At 65.4% G+C, this 25519-nt stretch carries 22 protein-coding genes; 9 read left to right on the top strand and 13 right to left on the bottom strand.

Annotated elements, in window-relative coordinates; all coding sequences use genetic code 11:
* Positions 1-22: 22 nt before the first annotated feature.
* From ACQP2U_RS01020 to ACQP2U_RS01005, 4 genes are all read right to left on the bottom strand, one after another.
* Entirely contained in the window at positions 23-1243 is a 1221-nt protein-coding gene (locus tag ACQP2U_RS01020; protein WP_433712936.1) for a cytochrome P450, read from the bottom strand.
* A gap of 41 nt (positions 1244-1284) precedes the next feature.
* Positions 1285-1485 carry a ferredoxin gene (locus tag ACQP2U_RS01015; protein WP_433712935.1) on the bottom strand — a complete coding sequence of 67 codons (201 nt, stop codon included), beginning with the start codon at positions 1483-1485 and terminating at the stop codon, positions 1285-1287.
* 3 nt (positions 1486-1488) lie between these two features.
* Entirely contained in the window at positions 1489-1614 is a 126-nt protein-coding gene (locus ACQP2U_RS01010) for a hypothetical protein (protein WP_433712934.1), read from the bottom strand.
* A gap of 413 nt (positions 1615-2027) precedes the next feature.
* Positions 2028-2672, bottom strand: coding sequence for a DUF4097 family beta strand repeat-containing protein (locus ACQP2U_RS01005; RefSeq protein WP_433712933.1), 645 nt, complete (start codon positions 2670-2672; stop codon positions 2028-2030).
* A gap of 376 nt (positions 2673-3048) precedes the next feature.
* Between ACQP2U_RS01005 and ACQP2U_RS01000 the strand changes: the two genes are divergently transcribed.
* Positions 3049-6174, top strand: coding sequence for a BTAD domain-containing putative transcriptional regulator (locus tag ACQP2U_RS01000; RefSeq protein WP_433712932.1), 3126 nt, complete (start codon positions 3049-3051; stop codon positions 6172-6174).
* On the opposite strand, the gene ACQP2U_RS00995 is transcribed toward ACQP2U_RS01000, so the two are convergent.
* Both ACQP2U_RS00995 and ACQP2U_RS00990 read right to left on the bottom strand, forming a co-directional pair.
* On the bottom strand, positions 6158-6919 hold the full coding sequence (locus ACQP2U_RS00995) for an ABC transporter permease (protein WP_433712931.1): 762 nt from the start codon (positions 6917-6919) through the stop codon (positions 6158-6160). The genes ACQP2U_RS01000 and ACQP2U_RS00995 overlap by 17 nt on opposite strands.
* The gene (locus tag ACQP2U_RS00990) at positions 6916-7860 is read right to left on the bottom strand and encodes an ATP-binding cassette domain-containing protein (protein WP_433712930.1); all 945 of its coding nucleotides are present in this window, start codon (positions 7858-7860) and stop codon (positions 6916-6918) included. Before ACQP2U_RS00990 ends, ACQP2U_RS00995 begins: the two co-directional genes overlap by 4 nt.
* A gap of 821 nt (positions 7861-8681) precedes the next feature.
* Between ACQP2U_RS00990 and ACQP2U_RS00985 the strand changes: the two genes are divergently transcribed.
* From ACQP2U_RS00985 to ACQP2U_RS00975, 3 genes are all read left to right on the top strand, one after another.
* Positions 8682-9608, top strand: a complete 927-nt coding sequence (locus ACQP2U_RS00985; protein WP_433712929.1) for an alpha/beta fold hydrolase — start codon at positions 8682-8684, stop codon at positions 9606-9608.
* A 202-nt stretch (positions 9609-9810) separates the two neighbouring features.
* Positions 9811-10572: a MerR family transcriptional regulator gene (locus tag ACQP2U_RS00980; protein ID WP_433712927.1), complete on the top strand. Its 762-nt coding sequence runs from the start codon at positions 9811-9813 to the stop codon at positions 10570-10572.
* A 281-nt stretch (positions 10573-10853) separates the two neighbouring features.
* Positions 10854-12278 (top strand): NF041680 family putative transposase, encoded by a 1425-nt coding sequence (locus ACQP2U_RS00975; RefSeq protein WP_433712418.1) that lies wholly within the window; start codon positions 10854-10856, stop codon positions 12276-12278.
* A gap of 56 nt (positions 12279-12334) precedes the next feature.
* Here ACQP2U_RS00975 and ACQP2U_RS00970 read toward each other — a convergent pair whose 3' ends face one another.
* The 3 genes from ACQP2U_RS00970 to ACQP2U_RS00960 all read right to left on the bottom strand — a co-directional run bounded on the left by ACQP2U_RS00970 (position 12335) and on the right by ACQP2U_RS00960 (position 13536).
* Positions 12335-12577, bottom strand: a complete 243-nt coding sequence (locus tag ACQP2U_RS00970) for a hypothetical protein (protein ID WP_433712926.1) — start codon at positions 12575-12577, stop codon at positions 12335-12337.
* A gap of 354 nt (positions 12578-12931) precedes the next feature.
* Entirely contained in the window at positions 12932-13072 is a 141-nt protein-coding gene (locus ACQP2U_RS00965; protein ID WP_433712924.1) for a hypothetical protein, read from the bottom strand.
* Positions 13073-13083: 11 nt separating this feature from the next.
* Positions 13084-13536, bottom strand: coding sequence for an Lrp/AsnC family transcriptional regulator (locus ACQP2U_RS00960; protein ID WP_397036493.1), 453 nt, complete (start codon positions 13534-13536; stop codon positions 13084-13086).
* 144 nt (positions 13537-13680) lie between these two features.
* Here ACQP2U_RS00960 and ACQP2U_RS00955 point away from each other — a divergent pair, with 144 nt between their 5' ends.
* Both ACQP2U_RS00955 and ACQP2U_RS00950 read left to right on the top strand, forming a co-directional pair.
* On the top strand, positions 13681-14619 hold the full coding sequence (locus ACQP2U_RS00955; RefSeq protein ID WP_433712923.1) for a DMT family transporter: 939 nt from the start codon (positions 13681-13683) through the stop codon (positions 14617-14619).
* 432 nt (positions 14620-15051) lie between these two features.
* Positions 15052-16563 (top strand): FGGY-family carbohydrate kinase, encoded by a 1512-nt coding sequence (locus tag ACQP2U_RS00950; RefSeq protein WP_433712921.1) that lies wholly within the window; start codon positions 15052-15054, stop codon positions 16561-16563.
* An 85-nt stretch (positions 16564-16648) separates the two neighbouring features.
* Here ACQP2U_RS00950 and ACQP2U_RS00945 read toward each other — a convergent pair whose 3' ends face one another.
* The 4 genes from ACQP2U_RS00945 to ACQP2U_RS00930 form a co-directional block, all read right to left on the bottom strand.
* Entirely contained in the window at positions 16649-17920 is a 1272-nt protein-coding gene (locus ACQP2U_RS00945) for a sugar ABC transporter permease (protein WP_433712920.1), read from the bottom strand.
* On the bottom strand, positions 17917-18741 hold the full coding sequence (locus ACQP2U_RS00940; protein WP_433712919.1) for an ATP-binding cassette domain-containing protein: 825 nt from the start codon (positions 18739-18741) through the stop codon (positions 17917-17919). Before ACQP2U_RS00940 ends, ACQP2U_RS00945 begins: the two co-directional genes overlap by 4 nt.
* Before the next feature lie 31 nt (positions 18742-18772).
* Positions 18773-19870, bottom strand: a complete 1098-nt coding sequence (locus ACQP2U_RS00935; RefSeq protein WP_433712918.1) for an ABC transporter substrate-binding protein — start codon at positions 19868-19870, stop codon at positions 18773-18775.
* 99 nt (positions 19871-19969) lie between these two features.
* A complete protein-coding gene (locus ACQP2U_RS00930; protein WP_433716795.1) occupies positions 19970-21031 on the bottom strand; it encodes a zinc-binding dehydrogenase in 1062 nt (353 codons plus the stop codon).
* 196 nt (positions 21032-21227) lie between these two features.
* Here ACQP2U_RS00930 and ACQP2U_RS00925 point away from each other — a divergent pair, with 196 nt between their 5' ends.
* The 3 genes from ACQP2U_RS00925 (at position 21228) to ACQP2U_RS00915 (ending at position 24815) form a co-directional block, all read left to right on the top strand.
* Positions 21228-22202 (top strand): sugar-binding transcriptional regulator, encoded by a 975-nt coding sequence (locus tag ACQP2U_RS00925; protein WP_433712917.1) that lies wholly within the window; start codon positions 21228-21230, stop codon positions 22200-22202.
* A 461-nt stretch (positions 22203-22663) separates the two neighbouring features.
* On the top strand, positions 22664-24040 hold the full coding sequence (locus ACQP2U_RS00920; RefSeq protein ID WP_433712916.1) for a serine hydrolase domain-containing protein: 1377 nt from the start codon (positions 22664-22666) through the stop codon (positions 24038-24040).
* Positions 24041-24083: 43 nt separating this feature from the next.
* Positions 24084-24815, top strand: coding sequence for a MerR family transcriptional regulator (locus ACQP2U_RS00915; protein ID WP_433712915.1), 732 nt, complete (start codon positions 24084-24086; stop codon positions 24813-24815).
* The last annotated feature ends 704 nt before the right edge of the window (positions 24816-25519 follow it).

The raw sequence follows: 25519 nt of genomic DNA, 5'->3' as shown, positions 1-25519 counted from the left end.
CTGAGCCGCTCGGCCGACGGTTTTACCAGGCAGTCCAAGTGACCGGCAGTTCGTGGACACCATAGATATTCATGTCGGTCCTGAGTTTCACCTCGTCGGCGGGAATCGCGAGGGCCAGGGTCGGGAAGCGACGCAGCAGTCCCGCGAAACCGGCACGCATTTCGATGCGGGCCAGTTGCTGGCCGAGGCACTGGTGCACGCCGTGGCCGAAGGACACGAGACCGCGAGGCTTACGGTGCACGTCCAGGGTGTCGGGATTGTCGAAGCGCTGGGGGTCGCGATTGGCGGCCAGCAGCGAGACGACGACGGTCGATCCCTTGCCGATTGTTTCGCCACCGAGTTCGATGTCGTCGGTGGCGTAGCGATAGAAGATGTCGGCGACGGACAGGTAGCGCATGAGTTCCTCGACGGCGTCAGGGACCAGATCCGGGTCGGCGCGCAGTTCAGCCAGCTGCTCCGGATGCTCCAGGAGCGCGAAGGTGCCGAGCGCCAACATGTTCGCGGTGGTCTCGTGGCCGGCGAGCAGCAGCAGGAAGGCGATGCCCACCAGTTCCTCGATGCTGAGGTCGTCGTCGCGGGCCAGATCGGACAGTAGGTCGTCGCCGGGTTCGCCGCGCTTGCCCGTGACCAGTTCGGCAAGGTAGGTGTTCATCGCGCCGAACGCGGCCATCTTCTCCTCCAGCGTCTGGTCCTTGACCAAGAACTGGGCGGAGTTGACCTGGAAAGTCGCCCGGTCCGCGTAGGGCACACCCAGCAGTTCACAGATCACCAGCGAGGGCACCGGCAGAGCGAAGGCCTTGACCAGGTCGACCGGCGGGGTCAGCCGCGCCATCTCGTCCAGTTGCCGCTCGGTGATGTCGACAATGTGCTCTTCGAGCTGCTTCATCCGTTTGACGGTGAAGGCGCCGGTGAGCTCGCGCCGCAGGCGGGTGTGGTCCGGCGGATCCATGGCGATGAACAAGCCCGGTATCTGCGGGGACGGTTCGGTGGCGGCGGGCATGCCCGGGGTTTCGTATGGCACGTGGACGATGCCGATGTCCTGGCGGGAACTGAACCGGGTGTCGGCCATGAGCTTGCGGACCGCGTCGTAACCGGTGACGAGCCAGCCCTCGTGCCCGTCGGGGAAGAGCATGGGGCTGACCGGGCGAGCCTCGCGCAGCCGGGTGATTTCGCGGGGCGGGGCGAAGGGGCCCGCATTGCGTTCCATGGGGAGGCCGTGCGGGACGGGAACCGTTTGAGTCATGGGGTTTTCCTGATCAGGTAATAGGGATGAGTTGGCAGGGTCTAGTCGCCGGAGACGATGGTGATCGCGCCGGACGGGCAGATCTGGGCGGCCTCGCGGACGGCCGACTCCCACTCGGGCGCGGGTGTGGTGTCCAGTGGCACCACTCGGCCGTCCTCGTCGTTCTGGTCGAATACTCTGGGCGCGGTCAGTACGCACATGCCGGCGCCGATGCAGCGTTCCCGGTCCACCCTGAGTTCCATCAGTTACCCCTTCTTCGAAATGACCGGGCCGCTGCTGAGCGTGTACGCGCGCAGCTCGATGCCGTCGAGGATCGTCTTGTCGCCGTATGCCTTCCGCAGCCCGGAAGCGGAAATCGCTGAACTATTCACGTGAACACTGTCGCCAGGCCGCCTGATATCGAGCTGACACCGGCCTGACACGGTGTTGGACCTGGTCACACCGAACATCGCGCGACCGTTCGCCGTGATGACGGTCGCGCGCTCGTGTGATGGCGGTGCGACGCGCTTGGCGCTGGCTGTGCGAGGCGCGATGCCCGTGGATGGTGTGCCATTTGATGCGGGCGCACCGTGGGGCCATGGGCGCACCACCCTCCGGCTGTTCACCGCGCTGAGATCATCTCGGGCAGGGAATTGCTGTCACCGAGGCGACCGGGAAGTTCACACGCGAGCTGGCGTGCACTGGCCGCGACTCCACCTTCGACCGCAGGAAAGCCGACCGATCCCGGCGCACGACGCCGATGTGGCATCGTGGCGCCGGTCGAGTCTCGACAGAGCCGGGTGCATTACGCCGCGATGGCGTGCCGAATGATGATGTTGCCGTAGGAGTTACGCGCGTAGACCTGCACGGTGTCCGCATTGTGCGCATGCCGGTCGACCGGTTGCATCTGGTTCTGCACGGTGCCGTGCTTGGCATTGGTCTCCACCAGGACGGCGCTGCTCGGGCTGATACCTACCTCCAATTCGCCCATGGACGTCTCCAGCCGCACCACGCCGCGCGACGCTTCACCGATGCGGATATTGCCCTTGGCGGCTTTCGCGGTCACCGAATCGCGCGGACGCTCGATGATGATGTCGCCGGCGGCGATCTCGAGGTCGCACTGTCCGAGTTCACCGGTGCCCAGCAATCGGCCGACACCGGCGGTGCCCTCGAGCCGGGAGCCGGTGGGCACCTCGATGATCACCTCGATCGTCGGGTTGCCGCCGAATGGAGTGTAGGTGCGCCAGTCTTTCGGCGTCTTGACGGTCAGGGTGCCATCACTGAAATCGACCTGGGTTTGTTCGGCGGCGCGCACGTCGCCCTTTTTGGACGCATCGGCCGGTCGGACCTCGACGACGGTGTCGGTACGGTCGGCGGCGATGACCGTGACATTGCCGGACAGCACGTCGACGGTGACGGCGATCGGTTCGGGGGTCTGGAATACGTACATGGCTGTTCTCCTTCAGCGTGTGAATCGGTTGGTGTGTGAACTGCTGCTGTGCTGTTCACGAGCACTACTTTCGCCAGCACGGCTGATACCGAACTGACGCCGACCTGACACGTCCGCTGACACGGTATTCGGCCTGTTCAGGGCAGTAAAATGCTCGATCGGCAATGTGTTCCGCAGGTGCGCTACCGCTGATCGCCCGCCGTAGAACCGGTGGAAATTCGTTGGCGCCTACTCTGGCGGTCGCAGCGGCGGCAATCCGAGGTCGAGGGGCCGACTTGCGGCCCACGGCAGAATGGTCCGAGTGCAGATCGGGATGCTTGGACCGCTCGAGATTCGGGTAGATGACGGGGGATTGCTAGAGGTACCAGGTGCTCGGTTGCGCGCACTGTTGATCGCCCTCGCGCTCGAACCCGGTCGTGCGGTCCCCAAAGCCAAACTGGTCGACTGGATTTGGGGTGAGCAGCCGCCGTCCGACGCGGCGAATGCCTTACAAGCACTGGTTTCCCGACTGCGACGCGTGCTGCCGGAAGGGACGCTCGACGTGCAGGCGGGCGGATACCGGCTGACGGTGCAGCCCGACGCTGTCGATGCCGTGCGCTTCGAACAGCTTCTCGACCAAGCCCGCGGCGGTGACGTCGCGCACCAGGCCGAGCTGCTGCGGGAGGCCCTCGACCTGTGGCGCGGTGCGCTGATGCAGGACGTCGGTGTGCCGGACAGTGCGGCCGTCGACGCGGTGATCACCCGGCTCGAGGGGCTGCGTCTGGCCGCCATGGAGGATCTGTACGAAGCGGAGATCCGCCTCGGCCGGGGTGCGGAGCTGGTCAGCGAGCTGACCGAGCTGGTGGCCCGGCATCCGGTGCGGGAACGGCTCATCGCCGCACTGATGCGTGCGCTCGCCGCCGCAGGTCGTGGCGCGGAGGCACTGATCGTGTACCAGCGGGCACGGGAAGTCCTCGCCGACGAGCTGGGCGTGGATCCCGCACCGGAGCTGTCCGCACTGCACATCGCACTGCTGCGCGGCGAAGGGGGAGCCCGGGAAAACGAGCGCAATACGAACCTGCGGGCCGAGTTGACCAGCTTCGTCGGCAAGGACGGCGATATTGCCGCGGTGCGCGAACTCATCGCGGCACATCGGCTCACCACCCTGACCGGGCCCGGTGGCTCAGGAAAAACCCGGCTGGCCCTGGAAACCGCGCGGACCCTGCTCGACGACTTGCCGGACGGGGCCTGGCTGGTAGAACTGGCGTCCGTCGGTGCGAGCGGTGATGTGGCGCAATCGGCGCTCGCCGCGCTCGGGCTCCGGGATGCGCTGCTCGGCGCCGCACCGAATGCGGACCCTATGGACCGGCTCGTCGCGGCGCTCCGCGAGCGCGAGACGTTGTTGATCCTGGACAACTGTGAACACGTGATCGACGCCGCGGCGGCATTCGCCCACCGGCTGCTCGGCGAGTGTCAGCGGCTGCGGATCCTCGCGACGAGCCGAGAACAGCTCGGCATCACGGGCGAGGCGTTATGGCAGGTCGTTCCCCTGACGTTGCCCGCCGAGAACGCGGATCCCAGCGAAATCCAGTCCTGCGCCGCCGTTCAGCTGTTGCGGGACCGGGCCGGCGTGGCACACAAGGATCTCGCGGCCGATGCCCGCACACTGTCGACCATGGCGCGCGTCTGCCGAGCGCTCGACGGCATACCGCTGGCGATCGAACTGGCCGCGGCCAGACTGCGCACCATGTCCCTCGAGCAACTCGCCAACCGCCTCGACGATCGGTTCCGCCTGCTGACCGGTGGCAGCCGTACCGCAATCCCGCAGCACCGGACGTTGCGGGCAGTGGTCGACTGGAGCTGGGAGCTGCTCACCGACGCCGAACGAATGGTGCTGCGCAGGCTCGCGGTGTTCTCCGGCGGCGCGAGTTTGGAGGCGGCTGAGCAGGTCTGCGCGGATACGGGGGGCGGTCCCGAAGGGCAAGGGAATGGGAAAAACCCAGTGGTCGAGCGGTGGGAGGTGCTGGAGCTGCTGACCGCACTGACCGAGAAATCACTGCTGCTGTCCGTGGCGGACAGTGCTCCTCCCGCCGGCTCGCCCGGTGGGCCGCGCTATCGGATGCTCGACACGATCAAGCAGTACGCCCGGGACCGGCTCGTGGCGTCGGGGGAAGCGGATCTTATACGCCGAGAGCATCTTTCGTACTTCACCGAACTAGCCGCGACTGCGGAGCCGCACCTGCGCCGCGCCGACCAGTTGGAGTGGCTCGCCACGCTCGAGGCCGAGCACGACAATATCGCCGTCGCGATGCGCGGCGCGCTCGCGGCCGGGGACGCGGCGGGGGCGATGCGGCTCGCGGCGGCAGCGGGCTGGTACTGGTGGCTCAGCGGGCACAAGGCCGAGGGCATGGAGCTGATCACCGCCGCCGCCGACCTGCCCGGCGAGGTGGATGATGAGACCCTGGCCATCGTGTACGGGCTGATCGTGCACTTCATGTCCTCGGGCCCCAATGACGAGCGCCAAGTCGACGAATGGATCCACAAGGCATACCGGTTCAGCCAGCGCAGTCGGTCCCGCTATCCCCTGCTGGCGTTCACCGCCGCACTGGAACACATGTTGCAGGGGCCGGACCAGTATCTGTCCGCGTTCGAACCGCTGCTCACCGACGAAGACCCCTGGGTGCGCGCACTGGCCCGGCTACTCCTTGGCAGGATGCGGATCGTGCTCGGCCAGGACGGGCGGGAGGCGGACGAGTATCTCGAGACCGCGCTCGCCGAATTCCGGGCCATCGGCGAGCGCTGGGGGATTTCGTTCGCGCTGACCGAGCTGGCGGACCGAATCGCCGTGCGCGGCGAATTCGCCACTGCCTGCGGGTACTTCGATCAGGCGATCGCGGTGGTCACCGAGGTGGGCACGATCGACGATGTCGTCCGAATGCGCTCGCGGCAGGCGCAGCTGTACTGGCTACTGGGTGATGCGCAGGCCAGCGCGGCGGCCATGGCCGAGGCGCAGCGGTGCGCGGATCAGTCCGGATGGCCGAACACTCTGGCTGTTTTGGCCCTGGAGAAGGCGGAGCTGGCCCGTTGGAACGGCGACACCGAGCAGACACACCGGCAGATCGGCGTCGCGACAACCGCACTGGGCAGCGATGCGGAGCAGGCACAGATCAGGGCGGTGACACACAACCAGCTCGGCTACCTCGCAGACGGTCTCGACGAAGCCCGCGAAGAATACGCGGCGGCCTTCCAGGCGGCGTCCGAGGCGGGATATGCGCCCCTGCTCGCCCAGGTGCTCGTCGGAATCGCGGACCTGGCGCTGCGGACCGACCAAATCGAGCAGGCCGTACGGCTGCTCGCGGCGAGTGCCGGAGTACGCGGACTGCCCGATCGTTCCCAACCGGATGTGGCCCGCATCGAGCAGACAGCACGACGTCGCCTCGGTGCAGCGCGCTTCACCGAGGCGACGAACGAAGGGGCTCAGGCGGACTGGCGTGAACTGGTGGCAACTACGCTCGCTTGCTGAACGTGGCACGTGACCACACGTATCCGACGAGGGCGAACCCGGCACACCAGGCCAGCGCCGCGGCGGTGTAGCCCCCCGAGGGATGGCCGGTGAGAAACCCACGCAGTGATTCGATGATCGGCGTGAAGGGCTGATACTGCGCGAACTGCCGCACGCCCTGTCCCATCTTGTCGGCGGGCACGACCGCGCTGCTCACAAAGGGCAGCATGATCAGCGGCACCACGCCCATGCCCGCCGACTCCGGAGTTTTCGCGGCCATTCCGAGCGCCACCGTCAGCCAGGAGGCCGCGAAGGATGTCGCCGCCATGATGCCGATCGCGCCGAGCCAGTCGAGTGCGGTCGCGGGCGGCCGGAACCCCAGCCCGAAGGCCACACCGATAACGGCCGCGATGGCTACCGCATTGGTCAGTATGGTGGCCACGACGTGACCGGTCAGTACGGCGCTACGGGATACATCCATAACCTTGAACCGGTTGATGATGCCCTTCGCCATATCGGAGCTCACCGATACCGCGGTACCCGACAACCCGTAGCTGATGGCCAGCAGGATCATGCCCGGCGTCGCGTAGTCGATGTAGTGTTCGCCGACATCGAAGGCGCTGCCGAACACGTACACGAAGATCAACATCATCACGACCGGCATCAGCGCCGCGTTGAATACCGTGACCGGAGTTCGGGCGATGTGTTTGAAGTTGCGCCGCAGCATGATCGACGAATCGGCCAGCGGTGCGGAAATGGTGCTCATTGTGCGTTGGCCTCCGTGGTTGCGTGACCGGTCAGGGAAAGGAAAACGTCATCGAGATCAGGGGTGTGGACGGAGACTTCCTCGGCGTCGATCGAGATTTCGGCGAGCCGGTCCAGCAGGTGGCGCAATGATTTCGTCCCACCGTCGCCCGGCACCCGCAAAGTCAGCGCCTCGTCGTCGCGGGTGGATCCGGGCAGGATCCGCGCCGCCGCATCCAGTTCCGTGACAGTGGTGAACCGAAGCCGGATGTGGCTGCCGGGCACCTGGCGCTTGAGGTCGTCGGGCGTGCCCTCGGCGACTATGCGGCCCTGGTCGAGCACCGCGATCCGATCGGCCAACTGATCGGCTTCCTCGAGATACTGGGTGGTGAGGAAGATCGTCACGCCATCGGACGTCAGATCCCGCACGATTTCCCACATCGTGCGACGACTACGCGGATCCAGTCCCGTGGTCGGCTCGTCGAGGAAAACGATTTCCGGCCTGGTGACCAGCGTCATCGCCAGGTCGAGCTTGCGGCGCATACCCCCGGAATAGGTCGCCGCCCGCTTGCGCGCCGACTCGAGCAGATCGAACCGTTCCAGCAACTCGGTAATCACCCGCTTGCCTTCCGCCCCCCGCAGGCGGTGGATATCCGCCATCAACTGGAGGTTCTCCTCCCCCGTCAACAGGTCATCCACCGCCGCGAACTGACCGGTGACCCCGATCGCCGCGCGCACCGCCTTGGTCTCGGACGCGATATCGTGCCCGGCAACACGCGCCGTGCCGCTATCGGCCTTCAACAGCGTGGTCAGCACATTCACCGTCGTCGTCTTACCGGCCCCATTCGGACCGAGCAGAGAAAAAATCGTCCCGGCACCGATATCCAAATCAATGCCATCGAGGACGACTTTGTCCCCGTATGCCTTTCGCAGCCCAGTCGCCGCAATCGCTGAAGTTGTCATGGCGACTACTGTCATCGGCGGGCCTGATACCGACCTGACACCGAGCTGACATGGCGTTTGCCCTGGTCACAGCGATTGGCCCGCGGAGATGGTGCGGTGTGGTGTGGCTTGCCTGCCGTCCTGCGGCTCCACCCGCTGGCCACGATGGTGGCCAAGCCATCAGCCCGGGCGGCGTGGACTCTCGAAGTGTCGAATGTTCCTGCGGCGGCGATGGTTCCGAAGTGACGGACAATCGACCCGACGGCTCCGAATCGGGCCGCTGCAAGAGCGCAGCCAACTGGGCGGGGCCCCACACATCGCAGAGACGCTGACGATGGTCGAAGCTGACGCTCGCGGCCAGGCAGTGCGTGCTTTCCGTCTGGGCGGCGTGGGCTCTCACAGTGTCGAATGTCCCTGCGGCGGCGATGGTTCCGAAGTGACGGACAATCGACCGGACGGCTCCGAATCGGGCCGCTGCAAGAGCGCAGCCAATTGGCGCGGCTCCACACATCGCACATACGCTGACGATGGTCGAAGCTGACGCTCGCGGCCAGGCAGCGCGTGCTTTCCGCGGATTCCTTTCCGTTCATCGCAATTCAGTCCGACGGCAGCGCAGCATCCGGCATGAGCGCGTGTCGCGGTGAACCTCCGATGGGTCGCAAGCCGCGCGCTAATCAACCTCTGTCGCGGTGAACTTCCGATCGGCCGCAAGCCACGCGCTGATCAATCTGTGTCACGGTCAACCTCCGATCGGCCGCAAGCCACGCGCTGATCAGCGTGTTTCGGATACTGCGGCGAAAGGGGTTGACCCTGACCCTGCGTCAGGGTTGGAGCCTTGTCGCATGACGAATGACATCACTTCCTCGACTCGGCTCGCTCCGCCGATCGGCGGATTCCAAGAAATCGACGGCCGCCGGGTTTTCGTACATCGGTCGGGCCGCGGCGGACCGGCCGTCGTGTTCCTGCCCGGTGCGAGCGCGGTCGGCCTGGACTATTTCGGCGTCCAGCAACAAGTTTCGCAATTCACCACGGCCGTGGTCTACGACCGTGGCGGCACCGGCTACAGCGATCCCCTGCCGCTGCCGCGCACCGCGGCCGCGGTGGCAACGGAACTACGTGAATTGCTGCGCGCCGAAAACATCAGCGCTCCCTATGTTCTCGCGGCACACTCCCTCGGCGGCTTCTACGCGCATCGGTTCACACAGTTGTACCCGCGGGACGTGGCAGGACTGGTCTGGATGGACGCGCTGCACCGCGACTGGGACGACTTCATGCCGCCCACAGCCAGTCTGGCCGCGGCCGAGCAGATGGCAGCCGATCCGGAGCAACTCCGACAGATGGGCCCGGCGCTGCGCGAGCTGCGCGCCGAGCTGCTCGCGGACTACCCCGAGCACATACGGCAACCGCTGATCGATGCCAAGGCGAGCGACGAATGGATGCGGATCGGCATCGCCGAACGTGCCGCCTTGACCGATCTCGCCACCGAACTGCGAGCGGGACCGAACATCCCCGATGTCCCGGTGGTCGCACTCACCGTCGTGGGCAACGACCCCGCCCAGCAGGCGCTGACCTCGCAGGAAATGAACGACGCCAAGACGAGAATGGATGCGGCCCTGGTGCGCGCGGTCTCGCACGGGGAACAACGCATCCTCTCCGACACCCTCCACCACCGGCTCTGCTTCGACCGCCCCGACGCCGTGATCCAGGCAATCCGCGACGTCGTCGACTGGGCTGCGCTCACCCACCCCGCCAGCGTGCCATCGCCCTGAACTCGGCACGACCATGCCCAACAACGGACGAGAATGGCCCCGGCCCTGCCGCGCAGTCTCGCACGGGGAACAACGCAACCTCTCCAACACCCTCCACACCGGCCCTGCTTCGACCACGCCGTGGTCGAGGCAATCCGCGACGTCGTCGGCCGGGCTTTCACCCACCCCGCCAGCGTGCCATCGCCCTAGACTCGGCACGACCATGCCCGACGACGACAGGACAACGGTGCTGACCATCGGCCGGCTCGCGGCGACCGCAGGGGTGACCGTGCGCGCCGTGCGCCACTACCACCATGTCGGCCTGCTACCCGAGCCCGAGCGCGATGCCTCCGGCTACCGCCGCTACAGCGCGCAAGCCGCGGTGGATCTGATCCGGATCAGGACCCTCGCCGACGCCGGTGTTCCGCTGGCCCGCATCGACGCACTGCTGCACGCCCAGCCGACCGAATTCGCCGCGGCCATCACCGACATCGACGCCGAATTGCAGCGCAAGATCGACCAGCTCACCGAATACCGCAGCCGCATCGCCGATCTGGCAAGCGGTGAAAGCCTTGTCCTGCCCCCTGAGGTGGTCGCTATCCTGAACCGGATGCGCAGTCTCGGCGTCAGCGAACGCAGAGTACGAGCCGAGCGCGACTCGTGGATCCTGCTGCAAGCACTGGACCCGCAGGCCATGCCACAGCGGATCCGGGACAAGACCGCAGACCTCGACGACCCCGAGACGACCCGCCTGTATCTCGCCTGCGATCAAGCAGTCGACTGGCTCCCGCACGATCCACGCCTGGACCGCCTCATCGACGACCTGGACGCATGGGAGATCCGACACGAACGAGACAGCGGTCGACAGGAGAGCTTGCAGCTGATCTCTTCCCGGATCTCCGAAGCGTCCCTGGCATGGCAACGCATCATCACCGCGCTCACCCACCGCGCCGAGCGCCGCCGAACCACCGAGCACCGCGGCTGAACCCGGCACTGAGGTCAGCTCCGACAGCTGGTGCACGCACTCTGTGTCCGCAGCGGAAATCTCTCAGCTTTTCTTTTAACCTCTGCCTGTCGCAGCCGAAGTGATCGGCTGCGACAGGCAGAAGTTGTTTAGGCGAGAATTGTTGGTGCCGTGGAGATTTCGTTCTCGTTCGGCAGCGTGTCGGCGTGACTCTGGGCGGCCACCGCATCATCATCGTCGGGTTCTGTCCAAAGAGCCTGAAAAGAGACGCGGTGGCCGTGGGTGCCAGTGTGCCTCAAGCGATGAGTTCGGTCGAGTCAACGCGCTCGTTCGATCTGGATTGTCTTGCGGTGTTTCGTAATTCGTTCTATGACTGCCTCGAGCGGCGGTCCGACGCACTGTTCGAGCTGACCGAGGCGGTGCTGTGCAGCGATGGTCCCGTGCATACCTTGGTCGGATTGTCGTTGGCCGCCGAGCACCGCCGCGGACATGGCGCGCTATATGACGGTCTGGGTAGTGGCCGTATCGACTTCGCAAGGCTGCGGCGATCCGTGGCTGGGCTGCCGGTGCCGCGTGACGGCGACGGCCGGATCTTGCTGGCCGTCGATGTCAGTCCGTGGCTGCGCCCGGACGCCGCGACCAGTCCCGATCGGGCGTTCTGCCACGTCTACGGACGCGGAAAAGGCCAAGCGCAAATGATTCCTGGGTGGCCCTACTCGTTCGTGGCGGCGCTCGAGCCCGGCCGCACATCATGGACCGCGATGCTTGACGCGGTGCGCATCGATCCCGACGACGACCTGACCACGGTGACCTCCACACAAATTCGTGAGGTTGTCGACAGACTCCGTCTGGCCGGGCAGCACCAGCCCCACGACCCGGCGATCCTGATCGTATTCGACGCCGGCTACGACATCACCCGCCTGGCATATTTGCTGGTTGACCTGCCCGTGGAACTGGTCGGCAGAATCCGCAGCGACCGGGTCCTGGCGTTGCCTGCCGCGGCCCGTCCAGCGGCCAGGACCGGACGTCCAGCCAAACACGGACCCGAATTCGTGCTCGCCGACGCCACCACCTACCCCAAACCGCAAGTGTCGACCCACACCGACACCGACCGTTACGGCTTGGCCGAAGCCAGCGCCTGGCACCGACTGCACCCCATGCTCAAGCATCGCGGCAACTGGGCCGACCACGCCGGCCCGCTGCCGACGATCGAGGGCACCCTGCTGCGGCTGCGGGTGCAGTACCTGCCCGGCGACCGCAACCCGAAACCGGTCTGGCTGTGGTGTTCCAACCCTGACGCCACCGCTACAGAGGTGGACCGATACTGGCGAACGTTCCTGCGCCGCTTCGACATTGAGCACACGTTCAGATTCTTCAAACAAACCCTCGGCTGGACCCGCCCCCATCTGCGCGATCCCCACGCCGCCGACCGCTGGACCTGGCTGGTAATCGCTGCCCACACCCAACTACGGCTGGCCCGCAACCTCACCCACGACCTGCGTCGCCCCTGGGAGAAACCAGCCTCCCGACCCGACCGGCTCACCCCCGCACGAGTCCGCCGAGGGTTTCGGAACCTCCGCCCGACAACAGCCCTACCCGCCAGAGCACCGAAACCCTCCCGCCCCGGCCCGGGACGCCCACCCGGCTCCAAAAACAAGCAACCCGCCCCACACCAACCAGTAGGCAAAAACGCCACAACCCCCACCAGCACAGCTGGTGGGGGTTAAAAGACAAGCTCAGTGAGCGTCCGAGAACTTGGGCAGGTCTGGTCTCAAAGCGTCGATTAGCAGTCGGCATTCCTGGCGTAGGCATCATCGAATAGGTCCCAGCCGTTGCGGTGGCCGCCCGTGCGCGTCTCGGCCATCCAGCCCGCCTCGACAGCCGCTTCGACAAACGCCCGGACCACGCCGGGCATGTTCAGATTCAGCGAAAGGTCACCGATCCAGATATCACCGGCAGCGGAAAACCCGCCGTCTGGGACGTGGCGTTCCCCGTCGGGACGGAAGACCAGTGTCAGTCCTGCCACCGACCCGATTTGCCGCAACCGCAGGACTTCCTCTCAGCCGTCTACATGTTGGTGGTAGGTCTTCCACAAGTACTGCCGCTCACCCACCGTAAGCACTCGGCGGCGGCGTTCTTTCGTCACGGCGCGATGCTAATGCGGATCCATGGATCCGGCTGTCGGTTGTCGAGGGGCCAATCGCCGTGACATGGTCATGATCGTGGCGATGTAGACCATGACTTGGTGGTGCTCGGGTCGGATTTCGTAGTCGCGGACGCAGCGGCGGTGTTTGCTGATCCAGGCGAATGTGCGGCGACCCAGCGGCGTGGCAGCACGACGAAGCCGGGATCGCAGCGTTCACGATCGCGACGGTCAAGTTCAACACCTGCTGAGACCAGCGCACCAACCGGCCGGAGTAGCCGGCATCGCCCAGGTCAGCGTGATTCTGGAGAACTTGGCGCGCACGGCCGCCAGCAATGGTTGTGCGCCGTCGCGGTCCTGGGTACTGGCGGCGGTCACGACCACCAGCCTCAAATCGGCTCGATAACGCTCTTGCGAAGATGCCCGTAGACCACCGAAGTGCGTACGTCCGCGAGTTCCTGCCGCACGGTCAGCTTGTCCAGGACCACCGCGTGCAGATGGTCGGTGTCGCGAACCGCCACATGGAGCAGGAAGTCCTCGTTCCCGGTGAGCACGAAGACTCCGATCACCTCGGGCATCCGCGCCACGAAGGCCTGGAACTGCTCGATGATCGCCCGCGTCGGCGGCCGTACCCGTACGGCGATGATCGCCTGCAGGCCCCGGCCGATCGAGGGTAGGTCCACCTCGGCATGGAATCCGAGCAGCACACCGCGCTCACGAAGCGAGCGCACCCGTTCCAGGCACGTGGAGGGCGCGATACCCAACTCCTGTGCCAGGTCCCGGTTGGTGCGCCGACCGTCCTGCTGCAGAAGCCGCAGCAACGCCGAATCTAGTTCATCCATATTCCGCCTCATAAGCAAGCAACCGAATTTGGTTCGGCCAGCGTCCCATAGGCCCGGACTAATTGCTAGCTTGCTCGCAGTATTCCGTTCATGATGCGCTTCTCCGCGATGCGGGCGGCGGCGATGAAGTAAGGGGTTTCAGTGGTGGACGAGCGCAGGACCAAGGTCTTGGCGATCAGTTCCGTCGTGACGGCCGCGCTGTTGTGGAGCAGTTCGTACGCGGTGACCAAGCAGGTGCTGGCCGACGTCGGGCCATTGACCATCGGAGCCATCCGCTTCACCTTCGCCGCCATGCTGCTCGGGATCATGGTGCGCATGCGCCGCAACCCGGTCGCGCGGCCGGATGCCCGTCAGCGGCGAATGATCTACCTGAGCGGCGTGCTCGGCATCACGGTCTACTTCGTGCTGGAGAACATCGGCGTCGAACTATCGACCGCCTCCGACGCCTCACTCATCGTGGCCACCTACCCGCTGATGACGATGCTGGTGGAACTCGTGGTCTTGCGGGCCAGGCTGCCGCTGCTGCGAGTCGGCGGCGTGCTGCTCGCCGCGGCGGGAGCCTTCCTGGTCGTGCGCAACGGCGCGGAAGTCGGAGGCAGCGCACGCTGGTTCGGCGATGTCCTGCTGCTGCTCGGCGGGCTGGTGTGGGCCGGATACAACGTGCTGGGCAAGTACGCGGGCCGCGACCAGGACGCGGTGAATCTCACCTACTACCAGACCATGGCAGGAGCCACCGGCTTCCTGCTCGCCTCGCTCCTGGAAATCCGGGACTGGCGGGTACCGGACACCACGGCCTCCGCGCTGCTCGCCTACCTGGCCGTGGCATGTTCTATCGGCGGCTTCCTGCTCTACAACTACGGTCTGCGCCGAATGACCTCGAGCGTCGCGGTCAACATCCTCAACCTGGTACCTGTGTTCGGCGTGCTCGGTGCCGTGGCGGTCAACGGCGAGACGATCCGACTCGGCCAGATCCTGGGCGGCGTGATCATCATCGCCGGTGTGACAGTCGGTTTGATCGAGCGTCGAACAGTGCTGGACAAAGCCACGATTCCCGAACCGACGCCGATCGGCGAGTGCGCGTAAAGGAGTCCGAGAAGAGCCGATGACGGGGATCCAAATAACGCTGCGGCACTTCACAATAACGGCAGTCGGTCGGCCACGGCCGCGAGAGGATCGAGCGATATTCGATCAGTTCGATAAGGACCGCCGCCGGTCCCGCACCCGAAGGAACTGCACCTGGTTTCGGCGTCCGGTTCTCCGACAACCTGGAAGGCACCGAATTCGAGCGCTGGATCCGAGACCCGAAAAGGGGCCAGTGGTTCGATAAAGACGGTCGACCAGTCTTCGGCCGGTCGGCTGGACTCCGCACACGTTCGGGGCTGCCCCAGGGGTGGTGCCCGAGGTGGCGGCGACCGCGACGGACCGAAGCAAAGCAGAGTTGGACGACGGGAACGGTCCGGTATCCGCCGCCCGACTCCATTACGCTGATGCCGAACGCGCGGGAATGATGTGGAAATGCGGGTGACTGGGTTGTCGGATCTGCTGCTTGGTGTCGACATGGGTACGGGCAGCACCAAGGGGGTGCTGACAACCAGCGACGGCAAGATCCTCGCGATGGCGGTCCGAAAACACGGCATGAGCCTTCCTCGGCCGGGCTGGGCAGAGGTAGACGCAGAGACCATCTGGTGGAGCGATCTGGTCGAAGTATGCCGCGAACTCGTTCCCCATATCGCAGAGCATCGTCTAGCCGGCATATGCGTCAGTGGCGTCGGTCCGTGCCTGCTGCTGTGCGACCAGGATTTGCGCCCGGTCCGGTCGGCGATTCTCTACGGAATCGACATGCGGGCTACGGCGGAGATAACTGAACTCACTGACCGACTCGGTGCCGACGAAGTGCTGCGGCGTTGCGGTAAAGCGCTGTCGACGCAAGCAGTGGGACCGAAAATGCTGTGGGTGGCGGGGAACGAGCCCGATGTGTGGCGACGGGCCACCCGGTGGTACAACTCCAGCTCATATGCCGTCGCAAAACTGACCGGGGCCTACGTGCTCGACCACCATACGGCCAGCCAGAGTGACCCGCTGTACGACCTGCGCGGGCAGGATTGGGCGAAGGATTGGATCGGCGATATCGTCGGGCATCTCGAGATGCCGCAGATCGTTTGGCCACATGAGGTTGTGGGCGCAATAACGTCAGCGGCCGCACAGGAGACGGGCCTACCCGCCGGCACTCCCGTCTGCGCGGGTACCGTCGACGCCTGGAGTGAGGCTTTCAGTGCCGGGGTGCGGCGCCCCGGGGACGTGATGCTGATGTACGGCTCGACGATGTTCTTCGTCCAGGTTCTTCCTACCCTCCAAACCCACCCGCTGCTATGGACAACCGCTGGCATCGAGCCGGGGCAGTTCACGCTCGCCGCGGGAATGTCGACCTCGGGGTCGCTCACGTCATGGGTTCAGCAGTTGACCGGGGACGTGCCGTTCGAGCAGCTCATCGCCGAGGCTGCGGCAGTGCCGCCTGGATCCGACGGCCTGGTACTCCTGCCGTACTTCGCTGGTGAGCGCACGCCGATTTTCGACCCGAGAGCGCGTGGCGTCGTCGCCGGACTCAGTCTGCGGCACGGGCGGGGCCACCTCTTCCGTGCTGCCTACGAGGGCATCGCCTACGGCATCCGGCAGATCATCGAGTTTCTCGACAGCGAGCAGACTCCGATCGAACGACTCGTGGCTGTCGGCGGCGGGACGCAGGGCGGCTTGTGGACTCAGATCGTGAGCGACGTCGTCGGCCGGCCCCAGGTGGTACCGACCCAAACCGTGGGCGCGAGCTACGGCGACGCGCTGCTCGCCGCGATCGGAACCGGCCTGGTTCCACCGGAGACCGACTGGGCGACCGTCGGTCAACTCATCGAACCCAACCCCCGCACCCGGACACTTTACGACGAACTGTTCGGCGTCTACGACAGCCTGTACGGAGCGACGAAGCCGCTCGTGCACACGCTGTCCTCCATCCAGGAGTCCCCCTTCACCGAGTGACTGACGGATGTTCGCTCGACATGCAAGTCCGGCCGCAATTGGCCCTGTTTACATCTCCCGACGATGTTGGACGCTGGCGCGGACCTCATGCCTGTCCGTGCGAGACGCGGGATCGGCGCGCCAATGAATCGATGAGTACCGCCAGGGCAAGAACAGCACCGGTGATCATGAACCGCGGGGCCGACGACAGATTCAGCAATGTCAATCCGTTCGAGATGGACTGGATCACAAGGATTCCCAGCAGGGCTGAATACGCCGATCCTCGACCACCGAACAGGCTCGTACCGCCTATGACGGCAGCGGCGATGGCGTTGAGATTGACGTCGCCGGTGCCAGCACTCTGGCTGGCCGAGGCCAGCCGGGCCGCCATAAAGATACCTCCGAGCGCCGCGAGCGTGCCGGTGAGGACGAACGCAGACGTATAGACCCGGTTGACGTTGATACCGGCCCGGCGCGCGGCCTCCACGCCGCCGCCGACCGCGAACATGTGCCTTCCCCAGCGGGTCCGGGTCAGGCCATAGTTTGCCACCACGACCGCGATGACGAACACCATGAACATCCACGGCACTCCATTGTCCTGGTTGAGATACCAGGTGGCCGCGAGGAGGACGACCAGGAGCGCACCGCTCTTGATCAGCCGGGATTGCGCAGACGGCCGGGATAGATTGGCCCGTGCCCGTTCTCGGATGTTCGCCAGACCGGCGACGAGCACGCCGACCGCGGCGACGACGCAGATTACATAAGCCACAGCGGGTGGGAGGAACTGCTGCTGGCCGAAGGTCACCAGCTGCGAACCGTACGGCAGGTTGATCGACCCGTGGCTGCCGAGCAACTGAAGCTGAAGTCCGAGGAAGGCGAGCAGGCCGGCCAGAGTCACAACGAAGCTCGGCATACCGAATCGGGTATAGACCAGGGAATAGAGCAGCCCGATCAGCGCACCGCTGAGCAGAGCCGCGAGGACGGCGACCGGCATGGGCCAGCCCTTGTTGACCCACAGGACCCCGAGGAACGCCGCCGAGAGACCACTCAGGGAACCCACCGACAGGTCGATCTCCCCGAGAATCAGGACCAGCACGATGCCCAGGGAGATCATGCCGACGGCCGCACTGTCGTACAGCAGGTTGACCAGGTTCGTCGAGGTGAGGAAGACCGGGTTCAGGGTCTGGAAAACAACGGCGATGCCGACCAGACCGACGAGGACGGGGAGCGGTCCCAGATCACCGGAGCGCACGCGGCGACCGAATCCGGTGATCATACCGCCGACGCTGCCCACACCGACGGTTACTCGGCTGTCCTGGCGATCGAGTTCAGTGCGCTCGGACGCCTCGGACTTCGTGGACGTTTCCGTCTGACTCATGACAGCTCCTCTGCGGTGTTCGCAACAGCCGCGTCGACCTCGACCGCGCGCCGGGCCGATCGACGAGCGACGACGTTGTCCGTGGCGCCCGTGATTGCCGCGACAAGCTCGTGGTTGCTCACATCCGGACCGAAGGTTCCGTTGTTGCGGCCGAGCCGCAGCACCACGATCCTGTCCGCGACCGCGCGAACGTCCTCCATGTTGTGACTGATCATGATGACGCCGAGCCCCTTGGCGCGCACCCGCTCGATCAGGTTGAGGACTTCCGCGGTTTGCGCCACCCCCAGCGCGGCAGTCGGCTCGTCGAGCATGATGAGCCGGGGGTTGACCAGCAGCGACCGGGCGATAGCGACAGTTTGGCGCTGACCACCTGACAGCGACGCGATGGGGACGCGAACGCTCGGGATGCGAGCCGATAGCTCCCCGAGGAGCTCCCAGGACCGGGTCTCCATCTCGACCTCGCTGAGCCGCGCCCTACCGAGCTCTCGACCGAGAAACAGGTTGGCGACGACGTCGAGATTCTCACAGAGCGCGAGATCCTGGAAAACGGTAGCGATGCCGAGTTCGAGTGCCGCGTTCGGCGAGGGAATGGTGACGGGCTTCCCGTCGAAGAAGAGCTCACCGACATCGGGCTGATGGACACCGGACAGGACCTTGACCAGGGTGGACTTACCAGCCCCGTTATCGCCGACGAGGGCGACCACCTCGCCGGCGTTGACTTCCATGTCGATGTCGGTCAGCGCGGAGACCGCGCCGAAAGTCTTGCCGATACTGCGAAGGCTGAGCACCGGCGTCGTGGACGATGTTGCCGTGGCTGTCATAAGAAACTCTATCGATGACGTGAAGGCGGTTTCAGGAGATCCCCAGTGCCGTGCATCCGCTGGCATAGGCACCGGTACACAGCTCCGCTGCGGTGTTGATCTTGGCGTCGACGATGTCGGCCTTCAGATTGTCCCGTGTGACGACCTTCGGCACGAAGAGCATGGTCGGGGCCTTGAAGATGGTTGTCAGGTTGCCGCCACCGACGGCCTCGACCTGCTTGCCCTCGACGAGATCGACGACGACTTCAGCTGCCGCGCTGGCAACTATCTCGCTCGGCTTGGAGATCGTGTTGTACTGGTCCCCCGAGATCACGAGCTGGAGCCCGGCGTTGGTCGCGTCGTTACCGGTAACCGGCGGGATAGGTTTGACGTTCGCGGCCTTCAACGCGGCAATGGCACCACCGGCCGTCCCGTCGTTGGCCGCGACGATCCCACCGATCTGCCCGCCGAATCGGGAGACCTGGCCTGCGACCCACTGCTGAGCAGCGGTCGGCTCCCAGTCAGGGGTGTCGTACTCGGCGAGCGTCGCGTACCCGCCGCTGGCGAGGCCTTCGTGGATGCCCTTCTTGATCAGACCTGCTGCCGCGTCGGTCGGTGAGCCATTGACCTCGAGGATCCCCTTGTCGGTTGGGACGCCGGTGTCCTTCATGTGCTTGACGAGCGATTCGGCGATCGCCTTGCCGATGGCCTCGTTATCGAAGGACACGTAGTAATCGACCTTCGCGTCCGGGATAGGCCGATCGTAGGCAACGACCTTGATTCCCCTGGCCTGAGCACGTGACACCATCGAGGCCGCGGCGGTGGAGTCGACCGGATCGATCACGATGGCCTTGACGCCCTGCGAGATGGCGGCGTCGAACTGCTGCTGCTGCTTCGCCGCATCAGCGTTGGCGTTGTTGTAGAGCACCGTACAGCTCGCGCACAACTTGCTGAGCGCAGCCTTGAAGCCCGGCGCATCGTGCTGCTCATACCGGGTCGATGCCTGGTCCGGCATGAGGAAGGCGACCTTCGCGCCATCGATACCGCCGGTAGCGGTTTTGGCGTTCTTACCCGAGCTACACGCCGCGAGCGGCAGGGTGAGGGCAATAGCGAGGACAATGGCGGCCCGGGTCGTCTTGGTAACGTTCATAACGATGTCTTCCGATCTGATGTGATGTCCGGGTGGCAGGGGGCGACCATGGTTCGGCCAGTCGCGAGCCGATCGTTTCTGTCAGCGTGAGCCGACTGATCAGGGAATGAGTGAGACCTTGATCGACTCCTTGCCCGACGCGACGAGGTCGAGTCCACGCGCGAACTCCGCAATCGGCAGCTGGTGGGTGCAGATGTCGTCGAGCGGGAGCTTGCCGCCCTCGATGAGCCGGATAGCAGCAGGCCAGCAGTTCGGTCCTAGATGGGCGCCACGCACGTCGAGTTCCTTGTCATCGCTGATGATCGTCCAATCGACGGTTACCGCCTCCTTGAAGACGCTGTATTCGATGAAGCGACCGAGCTTGCGCAGCAGGTTGAGGCCCTGGATCACCGCCGACGGGTGCCCGGTCGCCTCGAGGTAGACATCGGCGCCATAACCACCGGTAAGTTCTCGAACGCGGGCAACGGGATCTTGCTTGCTGATGTCTATCGTCATCGTGGCCCCGGCGCGCGCCGCAAGCTCCAACTTGCGCGGCTCCATGTCCAGAGCGATGACCTGGGCCGGAGACTTCGCCGCCGCACCCGCGACCATGCCGAGGCCGATGGGCCCGCACCCGGCGACGACAACTACATCGGAGAACGTGATGTCGGCCCGTTCGACGGCGTGGAGTGCGCAAGACAGCGGCTCCGCGAAGGCCGCGTGCGCGGGGGGAATGTCAGCGCTGATCCGATGGACCAGAGAACCCTGCGTGATGACCATGTACTCCTGCATGCCGCCATGGGTTGCGCGCTTGAAGCCGTAGATGTCGTGCACCTGACACATGTGGTAGTTGCCCTCGGCACAGTAGCGGCAGTTCCAGCACGGAACGATCTGCTCGACGACGATGCGATCGTCGACGTCGACGCCCCAGCGCTCGCGAGCGGCATCGTCGAGCTCCACGACCCGCCCGGTGATCTCATGCCCCGGGACGACCTCCGTCTCCGCCCATGCCGCCCGGTTTTCGTCACCCCAGAACTTCGATGCGCCGTGGTAGCACTTCAGGTCGCTCGCGCAAATGCCGACGGCCTCAACGCGTATGAGCGCCTCTCCTGGTCTCCGCGACGGGACCGGTAGCTTCTCCAGCCGGTAATCAGCGGGACCGTGACACACGACTGCCTGCATCGTGTCACCAGCGCGAACGGCTGACCGGGTGCGTTGTCGATCAGTCACCAGCGACTCCTTCTGCCATGCCGCCTCCCGAGGGAGGCGTGTTCTATGTCACTATAGACATCAGTGAAAAAATGTACAGCACGAATGTTCAGACGCGATCGAATACTCTGAACATCTGCACAACGAATCGCGCGGAAGGAGGATGCCGATGACAGACCGAGCAGCCGGGAGTATTGATGCGGGCGCCCGCCGCCGGTTTCCTCCCGGGCTGGTGTATCAGGCGGCGCGGCTGTACTACCTGGACAATGCGACTCAGGCCGAGATCGCACACCAAATCGGCACCAGCCGTGCGACCGTGAGTCGTCTCCTCGCCGAGGCGCGTGAGACCGGCATCGTCGAGGTCACGGTCCGCAACCCGCAGAAGCGGGCGCTGACCGACCTCGAGCATGATCTCCGCCAGGCGCTCGGACTAACCGCGGCATACGTGACACCGGAGTCCCCAGGCGTCGAGCTGGGGACGCTGCTCGCTCCCCGCGTCGCCGACGCTCTCACCGAATCGCAACTGCGGCCCGGAGACACGCTTCTAGTGTCAACCGGCGCAACGGTATTCGCAGTCGCACGTCACGATCTCCCACCGCTGCCCGGCGTCGTCCTGTGCCCGACAGTCGGTGGTATCGAAGAGCCGGAAGCGCACTACCAGTCGAACGAGATCACTCGGGCGCTGGCGCTGCGGGTCGGCGGAGTCCCCGTCATGCTGTACACCCCCGCCATGCCGACACCGAACCTGCACGAAGCGTTGATGAGCGATCCACAGATCCAGCGGGTCCAGCAACTGTGGCGGTCTGCGCGCGCCGCACTACTCGGGATCGGTGCTCCACCGCTGCACCGCTCGTCGCTGCCGAGCGTCATCTCAGCGCGGGCGGAAACGCTCGAGCACGCCGTCGGTGACATCTGCGCCCGCCCCTACGGACCCGACGGAGCGCCGATCGAGTCCAGTGGGTTCGAGCGCCTCATCGCCATCCCGCTAGAGGACCTCCCGCGCATTCCGCACACAATCGGCGTGGCCATCGGCCAAGACAAGGTGGATTCAATCCTCGTGGCGGCTCGCGCCGGCTACGTGAACACCCTCGTGACCGACAGCCCCACGGCGGAGAGTCTCCTGAGAGCGGCTGCGGTCAGATAGACCACCGGCACAGCACCCCCAGCACCCGGTTCCGTGTGTTCCGGGTCCGCGTCAGCACGCCCTCCAGGCGTGGAATGTCCTCGGGACCGTAGCGGCCGGTGCCACCGAGCGGATCCGGTCGGGCGCTCGCCGCGATAGGACCTCGGCCAGCATGCCGTCGACCGACTGAATGAGTCGGCGCGAGCGGAGAGGTACCTGCCGCTGGCTCGACGCCGCCGCAACCCGACACCTGGCCTCCCTGCATGACCATCTACCGCAACATCCGCGTCGGCCCGCGCACCACCGCCACCTGACCCGCTGGCACACGAGTGCGGGAATTCCTGCAGTGCAGTCGACTTCGAAAATCGACAGGTGGTCGATGCACCAAGTCGGCGTCCGGACTGGACTCAATCACTCTGCGGTCGGCGAGTTTCGCCTAGGGGCTTGACCTTGCCCCGGGGGCAAGGTTCGAGCATGGTGGCATGAACGAGATAGCCCAGGAACTTTCAGAATTCGTTGCGGCCTCGGCCGAGAAGTTGGGCGTACCGGGTGTCGCCGTCGGGGTGTTGGCCGGTGGTCGAGAAGACTTCGCGTGCCACGGGGTGACGAGCGTGGACAATCCGCTTCCGGTGGACCGGGACACCATGTTCGTGGTCGGATCTGTGAGTAAGACCTTCACCGCTACCGCGTTGATGCGGCTGGTCGCCGAGGGCCGGGTGGAGCTGGAGGCGCCGGTGCGGCGGTATGTCCCCGAATTCGCCCCCACCGATGCGGGCGCGGACGAGATCACGGTGATGCGGCTGCTCAACCATACGGCCGGGCTGGAATGGAAACTCAGCGTCGACACCGGCGAAGGAGACGACGCGTTGGCGCGACACGCGGCGAAACTGGCCGAGTCGCCCCTGATCTCGGAACCGGGCGCGCGGGCGTCCTACAGCCAGGCGGGGTTCAACCTGGCCGGCCGGATCATCGAGAACGTCACCGGATCGACCTTCGAGCGGGCCGTCGCGTCACTGTTGTTCGAACCGCTCGGGCTGGCACACAGCTGCTACGCGGTCAACGACGCCATGACCCGGCGGTTCGCGGTGGGCCACAACGTCGATGCGGACGGTGTGCTCACTGTGGCCCGGCAGTGGAAGGACAACCGTTCCAACAACCCCGGCGGCGGTGTGGCGACGTCGGTGAGCGATCTGCTGCGCTGGGCGCGATTCCATGTCGGCGACGGCCGGACCGAGGACGGCGAGCGCATTCTGCCGACCGAACTGCTGCACCGGATGCGGGAACACACCGTAGAACTGCGCGGCAGCACCTTGGGTGACGCATTCGGTATCTGCTGGTTCCTGCGCGAGGTGGACGGTGTCGCGACGATCGGACATGGTGGATCGGGCAATGGCCAGTTCGCCGACCTGCTCATCGTGCCGGAACGGAACTTCGCGGTCGCCGTGACGTCGAACGCGGGCCCCGACGCCGGCCTCGCGTTCAACCGGACCCTGATGAACTGGGTGCTCGAACACTACCTCGGCGTGGTCGAACCCGACCCGGAACCGCTGCCCTACGACGCGGAGCGGGCGGCGGAAATCGCTGGTAGCTATGAGAACGAGATGATGCGGCTCACGCTCGACGCCGACGGAGCTGTGTTGACGATCGGATGTGCCATCAAACCGGAGGTCCGGGCCGCGGCGGACACCGAAATGCCGCCCGACCTGCCACCGGCTGTCCTCGGTCTGCTGCCTGGCGACGCGGACGAGTACATCGTCACCGAGGGCGGTCTGCAAGGACAACGTGGGTTCTTCACCCGTGATGAATCCGGCGCGGTGGCAGGAATCGATCTCGCGGGCCGGTTGTTCACCCGCGTGTGATGATGTGCCACGCGCCTGGGCGCATCGACGAAGGGAGACGTGCATGATCACAATCGGCCAGCTCGCGCGGTATGCGGGCGTGACGATCAAGGCCGTGCGCGTCTACCACGAGCGCGACCTACTCCCCGAGCCGCCGCGCGACTCCTCCGGCTACCGCCGTTACCGTGCCGAAGACGCCATCGATCTGGTCAAGATCAAGACACTGGCGCAGGCCGGCGTGCCCTTGGCACGTATCAAGGAATTGCTCACCGCGAACTCCGACGAGTTCACCGCGGCGATCGCCGAGATCGACCGCACGCTCGCCGAACGCGCCGAGGAGATCCACCGCACCCGTGAGCGGATCGCCGAATTGGGTTCCGGCGACCGACTGTTCGTGTCCACCGAAGTCGCCGAGTACCTCGATCGCCTGCAACAACTCGGGGTCAGCGACCGGGCCGTCCGGATGGAGCGCGACCTCTGGATTTTGCTGCAATCGGTCGCCCCGAAACAGGCGGCCGGCTGGATCGCCGACAAGCTCGACGCCATCGACGACACGGAATTCGCAGCCATCTACCTCGACTACGACGCAGCATTCGACTGGTCGCCCGACGACCCGCGCCTGGCGAGTTTGGCCGACCGCACCCGACGGTGGCTGACCGGCAGACGCACCGGAGCAGGCCGGACAACCCCGCCGCTGGATCCGAAGCTGATCCGCCTGGTGAACGAATCCGTCGGAATCACCTCGCCCGCCTGGGAACGGCTAGCGCAAATCACCCAGAATTCCACTACCGTGTAACGCAGCGTCAGATCCGCCCGGATATCTCTCGATCCCCGATCCGAATTTGCGCCCGATCTTGTTCACCGCTCTTCTGCTACAGGACCATCGTCATCGCCACCCGACAGCACGAAAGCCAGGCGATCGACCCGTTACCCAGGGCCGCGAGCGTGGTGTGAGCTTGAAGCCTCTAGAGCCGGTGGGTTCCCTGAGAAGCTGTTGTGACCGTGACATACGCACCTGACCAGGCTGACTCAACGCTACTGCCTGGTGTTTTCGTGGGGCGGATGACGGATTCGAACATGTTCCGGCGCTTTACTATTCGCCTGGTCAATAGGCTGATCTAGTCCAAATATTTTGCCGCAACAGCCCTTTCAGAACCTCGAGCATGAACTCGACGCTTTCGAATTCTGCACACCCGAACAAGCCGGACAACGCCTACGCCCCTACATCTGGGTCCGTGTCGATGCATACCCGCGAAACCAGCCGGGTCGCGTACCCCCACGACGGCAAGAAGCCCTGACCACGTCGTGGGCCACTTTCACCGTTACGCCGGCGGTGACCCGGAAACGGTCGCCAGGTAACTCTCGATTTGTCACCTATCCGTGCAGCAGTGCCGACATTGCAGATATTGATGCGACTCTGACGACACCGGGTACGGGTTCCGCGCGGTCCGGTCTACCACTCGCCGCGAGCTCTCCCGAACCGTCGCGCCCGCAGGTGCG

The sequence above is a fragment of the Nocardia sp. CA-084685 genome (assembly GCF_050955785.1).
GTDB lineage: Bacteria > Actinomycetota > Actinomycetes > Mycobacteriales > Mycobacteriaceae > Nocardia.
The sequence above is the reverse complement of the archived record's forward strand: the minus strand, read 5'-3'. Positions and strand labels throughout refer to the sequence as shown.